The organism is Corynebacterium lemuris, assembly GCF_024919295.1.
In the GTDB taxonomy this organism is placed as follows: Bacteria; Actinomycetota; Actinomycetes; order Mycobacteriales; family Mycobacteriaceae; genus Corynebacterium; species Corynebacterium lemuris.
The window spans coordinates 1-10,620 of the sequence record NZ_JANWTC010000017.1 but is presented as its reverse complement, the minus strand read 5'-3'; the positions used below and the strand labels follow the sequence as shown (position 1 = coordinate 10,620).

At 66.4% G+C, this 10,620-nt stretch carries 10 protein-coding genes; 5 read left to right on the top strand and 5 right to left on the bottom strand.

The window, feature by feature from the left end; genetic code table 11:
* Nucleotides 1-26: 26 nt before the first annotated feature.
* The gene (gene ctaD, locus NYP18_RS13890) at nucleotides 27-1,793 is read right to left on the bottom strand and encodes an aa3-type cytochrome oxidase subunit I (RefSeq protein WP_259428791.1); all 1,767 of its coding nucleotides are present in this window, start codon (nucleotides 1,791-1,793) and stop codon (nucleotides 27-29) included.
* Nucleotides 1,794-1,976: 183 nt separating this feature from the next.
* Between ctaD and NYP18_RS13885 the strand changes: the two genes are divergently transcribed.
* Nucleotides 1,977-2,567 (top strand): class II glutamine amidotransferase, encoded by a 591-nt coding sequence (locus tag NYP18_RS13885; protein ID WP_259428790.1) that lies wholly within the window; start codon nucleotides 1,977-1,979, stop codon nucleotides 2,565-2,567.
* Here NYP18_RS13885 and glnA read toward each other — a convergent pair.
* The 3 genes from glnA to NYP18_RS13870 all read right to left on the bottom strand — a co-directional run bounded on the left by glnA (nucleotide 2,557) and on the right by NYP18_RS13870 (nucleotide 6,270).
* Nucleotides 2,557-3,993: a type I glutamate--ammonia ligase gene (glnA, locus tag NYP18_RS13880; protein ID WP_259428789.1), complete on the bottom strand. Its 1,437-nt coding sequence runs from the start codon at nucleotides 3,991-3,993 to the stop codon at nucleotides 2,557-2,559. The genes NYP18_RS13885 and glnA overlap by 11 nt on opposite strands.
* A gap of 35 nt (nucleotides 3,994-4,028) precedes the next feature.
* Nucleotides 4,029-5,129, bottom strand: coding sequence for an ornithine cyclodeaminase family protein (locus NYP18_RS13875; RefSeq protein WP_439648104.1), 1,101 nt, complete (start codon nucleotides 5,127-5,129; stop codon nucleotides 4,029-4,031).
* Nucleotides 5,130-5,439: 310 nt separating this feature from the next.
* On the bottom strand, nucleotides 5,440-6,270 hold the full coding sequence (locus NYP18_RS13870; protein ID WP_259428787.1) for an alpha/beta fold hydrolase: 831 nt from the start codon (nucleotides 6,268-6,270) through the stop codon (nucleotides 5,440-5,442).
* Between the two features lie 115 nt (nucleotides 6,271-6,385).
* Here NYP18_RS13870 and NYP18_RS13865 point away from each other — a divergent pair, with 115 nt between their 5' ends.
* Genes NYP18_RS13865 through NYP18_RS13855 form a run of 3 tightly spaced genes read left to right on the top strand, consistent with a single transcriptional unit; the run spans nucleotide 6,386 to nucleotide 9,012 of the window.
* Entirely contained in the window at nucleotides 6,386-7,354 is a 969-nt protein-coding gene (locus tag NYP18_RS13865; RefSeq protein WP_259428786.1) for a metal ABC transporter substrate-binding protein, read from the top strand.
* A gap of 24 nt (nucleotides 7,355-7,378) precedes the next feature.
* Entirely contained in the window at nucleotides 7,379-8,242 is an 864-nt protein-coding gene (locus NYP18_RS13860; RefSeq protein ID WP_259428785.1) for an iron chelate uptake ABC transporter family permease subunit, read from the top strand.
* Nucleotides 8,239-9,012: a metal ABC transporter ATP-binding protein gene (locus tag NYP18_RS13855; RefSeq protein WP_259428784.1), complete on the top strand. Its 774-nt coding sequence runs from the start codon at nucleotides 8,239-8,241 to the stop codon at nucleotides 9,010-9,012. The genes NYP18_RS13860 and NYP18_RS13855 overlap by 4 nt, the downstream gene beginning before the upstream one ends.
* Before the next feature lie 15 nt (nucleotides 9,013-9,027).
* Here the strand turns inward: NYP18_RS13855 and NYP18_RS13850 are convergent, their stop codons facing one another.
* Entirely contained in the window at nucleotides 9,028-9,798 is a 771-nt protein-coding gene (locus NYP18_RS13850; RefSeq protein ID WP_259428783.1) for a DUF1206 domain-containing protein, read from the bottom strand.
* Between the two features lie 145 nt (nucleotides 9,799-9,943).
* On the opposite strand from NYP18_RS13850, the gene NYP18_RS13845 reads away from it, so the two are divergent.
* Nucleotides 9,944-10,501 (top strand): NADPH-dependent FMN reductase, encoded by a 558-nt coding sequence (locus NYP18_RS13845; protein ID WP_259428782.1) that lies wholly within the window; start codon nucleotides 9,944-9,946, stop codon nucleotides 10,499-10,501.
* Nucleotides 10,502-10,620 lie beyond the last annotated feature (119 nt).

The following is a 10,620-nucleotide window of genomic DNA, read 5'->3' as shown; positions in this document are numbered from 1 at the left end:
GACAGGTTGCTGGTCCCCTGAGGTTCTCATCGTTGCGGCTGCCCCTCAGCGCGCTGCATTTCCTCCGGGGAGGGGGACTGCTGGATCTCGGAGCGCTCATCAGTGGAGGTCACGTGCGCCTCGTGGCGCATGCGCTCAACCATGTGCGGGTAGTGCAGCTCGAAGGCGGGACGCTCGGAGCGGATACGCGGCAGGGAGAAGAAATTATGACGCGGTGGTGGGCAGGAGGTGGCCCACTCAAGTGAGTTGCCGTAACCCCACGGGTCATCCACGGTGACGATCTCACCGTAGCGCCAGGACTTGAACACGTTCCAGACGAACGGGATGACGGAGGCGCCGAGCAGGAAGGAGAAGATCGTGGAGATCTGGTTGAGCAGGGTGAAGCCGTCAGAATCGAGGTAGTCGGCGTAGCGGCGCGGCATACCCATGTTGCCCAGCCAGTGCTGAATGAGGAAGGTGCCCTGGAAACCGAGGAAGGTGAGCCAGAAGTGGATCTTGCCCAGCCGCTCGTCGAGCATGCGCCCGGTCATCTTCGGGAACCAGAAGTAGATGCCGGAGTAGGTGGCGAAGACCACGGTGCCGAAGACGGTGTAGTGGAAGTGGGCGATCAGGAAGTAGGTGTCGGCCAGGTGGAAGTCCAGCGGCGGGGAGGCCAGCATGACACCGGTCAGGCCACCGAAGAGGAAGGTGGCCATGAAACCCAGAGCCCAGATCATCGGGGTCTCCCAGGTGATGCGGCCCTTCCACATGGTGCCGACCCAGTTGAAGAACTTCACGCCGGTGGGAACAGCGATCAGGTACGACAGAAACGAGAAGAACGGCAGCAGGACGGCCCCGGTGACGAACATATGGTGGGCCCACACGGCCATGGACAGTGAGGCGATGGCCAGGGTGGCGAAGACCAGACCGATGTAGCCGAACATCGGCTTACGGGAGAAGACCGGGATGACCTCGGAGACGATGCCGAAGAACGGCAGGGCGATGATGTAGACCTCCGGGTGGCCGAAGAACCAGAACAGGTGCTGCCACATGATGGCGCCGCCGTTGGCGGTGTCGAAAATGTGGCCGCCCAGATTCCGGTCGTAGAACACGCCGAGAGCCGCGGCGGTGAGTACCGGGAAGGCCATCAGTGCCACGATCGCGGTAATGAAGATGTTCCAGGTGAAGATCGGCATGCGGAACATGGTCATGCCCGGGGCGCGCATCGTCAGGATAGTGGTGAGCATGTTGATGGCGGCGGCGATGGTGCCCACGCCGAGCATGCCGACGCCCATGATCCACAGGTCAGCGCCGACGCCCGGCGTGTGGGTGGCGTCGGACAGCGGGGAGTACATGGTCCAGCCGAAGTCGGCGGCCCCGCCCGGGGTGAGGAAGCCCGCCAGTATGGTCAGGCCGCCGACGGTGGTGATCCAGAAGCCGAAGGCGTTCAGACGGGGGAAGGCGACATCCGGGGCGCCGATCTGCAGGGGGAGGACGTAGTTGGCGAAGCCCCACACGATGGGGGTGGCGAAGGCCAGCAGCATCATGGTCCCGTGGATGGTGAACAGCTGGTTGAACTGCTCGTTGGACAGGAACTGCAGACCCGGGGTGAACAGCTCCGCACGGAACAGCATGGCCATCAGTCCGGCGAGAGCGAAGAAGCCGAAGGACATGATGATGTACATGATGCCCAGCTGCTTGTGGTCGGTGGTGATCAGCATGTCCCAGGCGCGTGAACCCTTGAGGGGCCTGCCTGTCGGTTGAGGACGGGTCGGTTCGACGTAGTCATCAAGCCTTGGTGCCACAGCGGTCATAGTTCCTCCTGGCTAGGGGGACAGTCCGGGCCCGCCGGGCCGTCCGGGCGTTTCATGTTCCTCTACGGAAGACGGGTGAGAATTACCCGCAGTGCATGCCCAGTGGAGACACCACCCAGTCTAACCCCCCAATATGATGTACACCACACCTGTGCCTCTGGGGATGAACCCACCCACCGGTCAATGACCTGCATCATTCGGGGGTCGGGTGAGAAGGGGAGCAGGCGGGAGACAGCGCATCCGCGTGTCGTTCTGGCTGCTCGACGCCCCTGGCAGTCTTCTGCTGCAGTCCTGCCGCGACCCGGACGGCGCACAGGGCTGGGGACATTCGATGAGGACAGCTGCCCCCGCGCGGAGAAAGCCCCCGTCGCGACCTACCGGGACACTGATTTCGCCCGGCAGACCAGGCACCCCTCCAGCAGCACTTTCCGGGCGCATCTGCCCTACGGCCCCGGCGCGCCCGTGGCGCTGGCCACCCGCACCTTCGAGATTGACGGCCGGTTGTGTGCCCACAACGGGATCGTGGGTGACCTGCCGCTGCTCCGGCAACACCTCGGCGCCGGCCTGGGCCGGGCGCAGGGGGAGACCGACTCCGAGCATGTCTTCGCGCTGATCACCGGGGAAACTCCACGGGCCGGCAGAGAAGGCGCCGGTCTACGCGGTGAATCTGCTCACCGCCACAGCGCAGGAGATGTGGGCGGTGCGGGGATCGGAGACCCACGAGCTGCTCCTGCTGGACAACAGGCACCTACCGGGCTCGGCGTCAGCAGTTAAAGTAGAGCTCGAATTCCTTCGGGGTCGGGCCCTGGCGCATCGGGTTGATCTCGTTGTCGTACTTCAAGCCGATGTAGGCCTCGATGAGGTCCTCGGTGAAGACATCGCCCTCGGTGAGGAAATCGTGGTCATTCTCCAGGGCGAAGAGCGAGCCCTCCAGAGAGGACGGCACGCGCGGGACCTTGTCCGCCTCCTCCGGCTCCAGCTCATAGAGGTCCTTGTCCATCGGCTCGCCCGGCTCGATGCGCTTCTTGATGCCGTCCAGGCCCGCGAGCAGCTGCGCCGCGAAACCCAGGTAGGGGTTGCCGGAGGGATCCGGGGCGCGGAACTCGATGCGCTTGGCCGCCGGCGACGGCCCGGTCACCGGGATACGGATCGCGGCGGAACGGTTGCGCTGCGAGTAGACCAGGTTGACCGGGGCCTCGAAACCGGAGTACAGGCGGCGGTAGGAGTTCACCGTCGGGTTGGTGAAGGCCAGCACCGCCGGGGCGTGCGCCAGCAGGCCGCCGATGTAGTGGCGCGCCATGTCGGACAGACCCGCGTAACCCTCCTCGTCGTAGAACAGCGGCTTGCCGTCCTTCCACAGGGACTGGTGGGCATGCATGCCGCAACCACCGTCGTCGAGAAGCGGCTTCGGCATGAAGGTGGCCACCTTGCCGTGGGCATCGGCGGTGTTCTTCACGATGTACTTGAATTTCTGCAGGTCATCCGCCGCATGCAGGAGGGTGTTGAATTTGTAGTTGACCTCCTGGATACCGCCGGTGGAGACCTCGTGGTGGAAACGCTCGATCTCGAAACCGGTCTGCGCCAGCGTGTGGGCGATCTCGTCGCGCACCGGGATGGTCTTGTCGTAGGGGGCGGTGGGGAAGTAACCGTCGTTGACGCGGATCTTGTTACCCAGGTTGGGCGAACCGTCAATCATCGTCTCGGCGTCCGAGTTCCACCAGCCCTCATCCGAGTCGACCATGTGGAAGCTGCGGTGGACGTCGGTGGAGTAGCGCACGGAGTCGAAGACGAAGAACTCGGCCTCCGCGCCGATGAAGCATTCGTCGGCGATGCCGCTGGCACGCATGTACTCCTCGGCCTTGCGGGCGATGTTGCGCGGGTCCCGGGAGAAGGGTTCCCGGGTGAAGGGGTCGTGGACGAAGAACTGCATGTTCACCGTCTTACGGCGCCGGAAGGGGTCGAGGTAGGCCGTGGAGACGTCCGGCAGCAGGGTCATGTCGGATTCGTCGACGGAGGTGAAACCCGCGATCGACGAGCCGTCGAAGGCGAAGCCCTCCGCCGCAGCCTCCTCTGTGAAGGCTGAAGCGGGGACGGTCAGTGCGTGTTCGATCCCGGGGACATCGGTGAACCGGATGTCCAGGTATTCCACCTCCTCATCGCGGATGTACGTGATCAGGTCAGTGGTGGATGTGAAAGACACGACAGGTGTCAGGGCTCCTAATAAGGGGATGGTGGTTATTTCAGGGCGGGGACGTCCCACAGATTCAGCGAGGTGCCGATGCCCTTCTCCAGGGCGTTGTGGTAGACGTCATAGGCCCAGGCGACGTCCTCGACGGGCATGCCGCCGATGGAGTAGCAGAAGATCTGCTCGTCGTTGACCCGGCCCGGGGCCCGCCCGGCGGCGATGTCGCCGATGTTGACCAGGCGGTCACTGGCCAGGGTGCCCTCGACGCTCATGTCCCACCAGCGGTTGCCGGGGATACCTAGCAGCTGCTCGTAGGTGACGTCGGGGCCGTTCTCGTGGAACCACTCGGAGTACAGGCCGGTGTAGTCCACGACGAGGTTGGCCTCCTCGGAGGTGATGAAGTCATCGTCGAAACGCGCTGCGGCGGGGCACAGGATGAGCGCACCCGGCTTGATCCACTCCCGCTTGAAGTACGGGAAACCGGAGGGGCCGTCCGGCGAGGTGGACGTGCCGGCGATGAGAATGTCCGAACCCTCGATCGCGGCCCGCTCCGTGTCGACGACCTCGACGGACTCCAGCTGCGGGTAATTCTCCCGGAACCACTCGACCACGCGCTGGGTGGAACCGGCGGAACGGCCCTTGATCTTCAGGTTTTTGATACCCGGTCGCTGGGACAGGGCGGAGGCGAAGATCGTGCGGCTCATCACGCCGGGGCCGATGATGCCCACGGTCTCCGCGTCCTGGATGGCCAGGTGCTTGACACCCACACCCGGCACCGCACCCGTGCGGTAGGCGGAGAGCAGGTTGGCCGACATGATGGACAGCGGTGCACCGGTCACGGCATCGTTGAGCACGAAGACGTGGATGGAACGCGGCAGCTCATGGTCGCGGTTCTCCGTGTTGGAGCCGTACCACTTCACGCCGGCCGAGCGGAAACGTCCGCCGAGGTAGGCGGGCATGGCCATGAAACGACGGTCCGGGCCGTCAGCGGGCATGCCCTCGTGCTCGGGGTTCTTCGGGAAGTTGATCTGCGCGCCATGGGAGTTCGCCGACGCGCCCGCCATCCGGTAGTCACCGTCAGCGAGCAGGATGAGAGTTTCCTCCATCGTGTCCACGCAGGCGGCGGAATCCGTCACCCCCGCGTCGATCATGTCCTGTTCGGACAGCCAGAGGACGTCAATCCGGGGGGCGTTTGCGTAGGGAGAACTCACATATACCTTTCCAAACGGGTTCAGGTGACGCTCCCGGGCACGCCGCAACGGCGGCGCCCTGAAGACGGGGACCGCCCTAAAACCCGAAACTGCATCTTGCGCGGTGATGTCTTCAACCCACGAGAATACATAAGCAAAACCTGCGGGTCGGGGCGGATTCACTGCTTATGGGGTGATTAATCTCCGCGATATCAGGGATAAGTCAAGGTGAGGTGTGGAAAATCTGGTGGTGGGAAAGTTTTCAGATCCGCTACCCCTGAACGGGGGCCTGGGTGAGGGCTTCCCGGATGTGCCTGGCGACGACCGCTGGCGCCGCCACGTGCCCGAAGTGGTCGAGGCCGTCCATCTCCTGCAATCGGGAGCCCCTGATCGTCTCGTGTAGCCGTTGAGCTGCGTCGATGTGTGGTTGCGTGGTGGCGGTGCCCAGCAGGATATCCACGGGACGGCCCGATAGTGCGCGGAAGCGGTCGATGGATCCGGCGTCCGCGCCGAGCGAGTCGATGGCCTCCAGCTCCCGGGTCCAGGTGGGGGTCAGAGCGGTGAGTGCGGGCCAGGCGGGGGAGTTGCGCAGCCCGCCGATGGCCGACTCCGGGCTGCGGACGATCTCGCGCAGGGCCAGGGTGAGCGCGGCATCGGGGTCACCCTCCGCGATGGCCTGCCGGTAGCGGGGAAGAGTGTCCCCGGCGACCGGGCCGGAGACCGGCAGGGGTGGTTCGAAGGCGATGAGGTGGCCGGGCAGCTCGTTGCGCAGGGCGAATTCCAGCGCGCACACCGCCCCGTAGGAGTGGCCGAACAGGTGGGCGCCGGGCCCGGCCAGCTCCAGCATGGTGGCGATGTCGGTGAGTTCCGTCTCCGGACCGTAACTGGCGACGGAGGCATCACTCTCCCGGGTATCGCCGCGGCCGCGGCGGTCATGGATGAGGCAGGTGAAGTTGTCGGCGAGTGCTTCGATGACCGGGAACCAGGGGTGGCGGGTGGAGACTGAGCCGTGGACGAAGACAATCGCAGGGCCCTCGCCTGCCCGGGAATAGGCGAGTTCGGTGCCGTCAGATGTGGTGATGGTGCCGTGTCGGAGATGCATGGAGCCATTCTGCCAGGGCTCTCTCCCGTGTTGTCGGGCCCCGGAATCGGGAGTATTATTGACAATGGTTTTCAATAGTTTTTCATTAACGTCCCCACAGACCAGGAGGCCCCTCATGCGGGCTCGTTTCGCCGCCACCATCGCCCTGACCGCCGCCACCACCCTGATCCTGGGGGCCTGCTCGGCCGACAGTGCCAGCAACGCAGAGGGGGAGGGGGATGTTTCCCTCGTCGTCACCACCACCCCGCTCGGCAGCGTCACCTCCCAGCTCGCCACCTGTGCCGGGGGCACCGCCACCACCCTCATGCCGGTCAACGCCGATCCCCACGACTTCTCCGCCTCCTCGGCGCAGGTCGCCGACATGGTCAAGGCGGATCTGGTCATCGCCAACGGGCTCGGTCTGGAGGCCGGGCTCGGCGCCGCCCTCGACCAGGTCAAGGCCGACGGCACCGAGGTGCTCCACGTCGCCGAACTCGTCAATCCGCTGCCCTTCGGCGACCACGCCCACGAGCACGGCGACGGTGAACACGGGGACCACGAGGCCCACGACCACGGCGACCTCGACCCGCATTTCTGGCTCGACGCCGCCCGCATGGCCGAGGCCGCCCGCATCATCGGTGAGCGGGTCGCGGAACAGGCGGGGGACCGGGCATGGGCCGACTGCGGCACCGAGCTGGCTGAAGAACTCGACGCCCTCGACGGGGAGCTCCGCGAGACCCTCGCCGTGATCCCGGAGGAACGCCGCGCCATCGTCACCGACCATGAGGCCTTCGGCTACTTCAACCAGGCCTACGGCTTCCGTTCCGTCGGCGTCGTCGTCCCCGGCGGCTCGACGGAGGCGCAGCCCTCCTCCCGCGACCTCGCGGAGCTGGCCGGGGCCATCCGGGAGGAGGGTGTGCCGGTGATCTTCTCCAACGTCGCGCTCAACCCCGGCCTGGTCGAGGCGCTCGCCGCGGAGGTCGGCGAATCCGTGCAGGTCGTGGCACTGTACGAGGGTTCCGTCGGCCCGGAGGACTCCCCGGCAGCCGACTACCAGGGCATGATGCGGGAGAACGCCCGCCTCGTCACCGAGGCCCTGTCCTGAGCAGACGAGGACTACAGTTAACCCGTGATCGACTGGATTCTTGACCCGTTCCTGCTGGGTTTCCAGCAGCGGGCCCTCATCGGCGGGCTCATCGCCGCGGTGATGAGCGCCACCGTCGGAGTGTGGCTCGTGCTGCGCGGCATGAGCTTCTTCGGCGACGCCTTCGTCCACGGCGTGCTGCCCGGCATCGCCGCGGCCGTCGTCTTCGATTTCAATCCGCTGCTGGGCGCCGCCGTCGCGGCCGCCGTCATGGTCGGGGCCGTGGAGGTGATCCACCGGCACACCCACCTCAAGGAGGACACCGCCATCGGCCTGCTGTTTGTCGGCATGATGGCCCTCGGCGTGGTGATCATCTCCCGCTCCGACTCCTACAGCGGCTCGCTGACCAGCATCCTCTTCGGCGACGCCCTCGGGGTGTCCTGGGAGGCGATCCGCCAGCAGGCCATCCTCGCGGTCATCGTCATCGCCGGTTCGCTCCTGCTCTACCGGCCGCTGCTGGCCCTGTCCTTCTCCCCGGTCAAGGCGGAGTCCCTGGGCATGCGCCCCAAGCTGACCCACGCCCTGCTGCTGGTGCTCATCGCCACCAGCGTCATCGGCAGTTTCCAGGCCGTGGGCACCATGCTCGTCTTCAGTCTGCTCGTGGCCCCGCCGGCCACCGCGGCGCTGCTCACCCGCTCCATCCCGACGATGATCGTGGTCTCCGCGCTCATCGGCGCCTCCTCGGTGGTCATCGGCCTGATCCTGTCCTTCCACCTGGGCACCGCCGCGGCCGCCACCATGGCGCTGGTGCCCATCGCCGCTTTCCTGCTGATCATGGAGTACCAGTACCTCAGCCGCCGGTTCCGCCGCCGCGGCAACCGCGCCAACGGTCAGGAGGTGGCGGCATGAGCACCGCAATGACCGGGGACCTCGCCGTCGGCAGGCAGCTCCAGCTCGGCTACGAACGCGTCGTCGCCGTCGCACCCTGCGACGTGGCCATCCCTGCCGGCAAGCTCACCGCCATCATCGGGCCGAACGGCTCCGGAAAATCCACGCTGCTGCACGCCATCGGCGGGTTGATCACCCCGCAGGCCGGCCAGCTCACCGTCGCAGGCGGGCCGGCCAGCGCCGCCCGGCACCGGATCAGCTACGTCATGCAGTCGGTCAGCTTCCCGGAGGGCGTGCCCCTGTCGGTGCGTGAGGTCGTGCGCATGGGCCGCTACCCCTCGGCCGGCTGGTTCGGGCGTTTCCGCGCGGCCGACAAGCGCCGCGTCGACGAGGTCATGGAACGCCTCAACGTCACCGCGCTGGCCAGACGCCACCTCGAGGAGCTCTCCGGTGGCCAGCGCCAACGCGTCTACGTCGCGCAGGGGCTCGCGCAGGACCATGACGTCCTGCTTCTCGACGAACCCCTCACCGGCCTGGACATCGTCTCCGCCCGCATCATCGACGACATCATCCACGACGAAACCGATGCAGGACGCACCGTCGTGCACACCACCCACGACCTCGACGAGGCACGCGCCGCAGACCACGTGGTCCTCATGTCGGGGCGCGTGGTGGCCTACGGCCCGCCGGAGCAGGTCCTCACCGAGGCGAACCTGCGGGAGGCCTACAACCTCGGCGAGCTGCACGAACCGGGCAGCATCTTCCTCGACAGCCCACACGAGGAGTGCTGAGGCCCTACCGGGGCCTCACATCCGGATGTAACGGGCCCGGGCGATGGAGTACAACCCGTAGAGGGTCAGGCCCGCACCGACGACGATGAGCAGCACGCTGCCGGCGGGCTGCTCGCCGAGGGTGCGCAGCGCGGCGTCGAGACCCGCCGCCTGTTCCGGGTCGTTGGCCCAACCGGCCCAGAAGATCAGCCCGCCCAGGACGGCGAAGGCGATGCCGCGGGCGATGTAGCCGACCATTCCGGCGATGATGATCGCCGAGCCGACCTGGCCGGAACCCGCGCCGGCCTCCAGGTCCTCCCGGAAGCCCTTCGTCGCCCCGCGCCAGATGTTGTACAGCCCCACGGCCACCACGACGGCGCCGGCGATCATGACGGCGATCTCGCCCCAGGGCTGGGCCAGTGCCGTGGCCGTCACATCCGTGGCCGTCTCACTGTCGGAGGTGCTCCCGCCCCGGGCGAAGGTGGCCGTCGTGAACGCCAGCGAGAGGTAGACCACCGCCAGGACCCCGCCCTTGGCGCGTTCCTTGAGATCCCTGCCGGTGAACAGCTGGCTGGCCCGCCACAGGGCCAGGGCGGCCAGGCAGAGGACCGCGGCCCAGAGCAGGAACTGCCCTCCCGGGGCCTGCGCGATGGTGGCCAGTGCGCCGGTGTTGGAGGCCTCGCCACCGCCGGAGCCCGTGGCGATCTGAACGGCGATCCAGCCGATGAGGATGTGGACGAGACCCAGTACGATGTAGCCGCCCCGCGCGAGCAGGGTCAGAGCAGGATGGTCCGCTACCTTTGCCATGCCCCCATTCAACCGTGTGTCGGCTCACATAGCCATGTGCGTGCGCGATCGTGACACAAATGCCCCGCACAATGTTGACGCATCCACAAGGTTCGGGTTAATGTGTGCATGTCATCAAGGCAGCAATGAAGGAGATACACCAGTAATGAAGATCGCAGTGTTCGTCGGTTCCATCCGCAACGGCCGTCACGGCCGCACCATCGGCCAGTGGGCCCTGGAGCAGCTCCAGGCCCGCGGCGACGGCAACACCTACGAGCTCGTCGACCTCATCGAGCAGGACCTCGACCAGCTGACCGCTGCCGTCCCGCCCGCCATGGCCAACGGCACCTACGACGAGACCAAGACCACCTCCTGGTCCGGGACCATCACTTCCTTCGACGGCTTCGTCTTCGTCACCCCGGAGTACAACGCGTCTGTCCCGGGCACCATGAAGAACGCCTTCGACCTGCTCAAGGTGGAGTGGGAGGGTAAGCCGGTCGGTTTCCTCTCCTACGGTGCCGCCGGTGGCGTCCGGGCGGTCAACCACTGGCGCGACATCGTGGCCAACGTGGGCATGCTGCCGCTCGATGCGCAGGCCAGCTTCTCCTTCGAGGACCACTTCGTCGACTTCCAGTTCGCGCCGAACGAGAAGACCGCCGAGCTGCTCGAGGCTGTCGCCGCTGAGCTCGTCCAGGTCGGCGAGAAGGCCACCGTCAACGCCTAAGACCTTCTCGGTCTGAGCCAGGCCCCCGCACCGGAATCCACCGGAGCGGGGGCCTTTTGCCCATTCCCAGGGCAGGGCGGATTCTGAGGGTCGTTGCAACGCTCGTGCTTTTCAGGTGA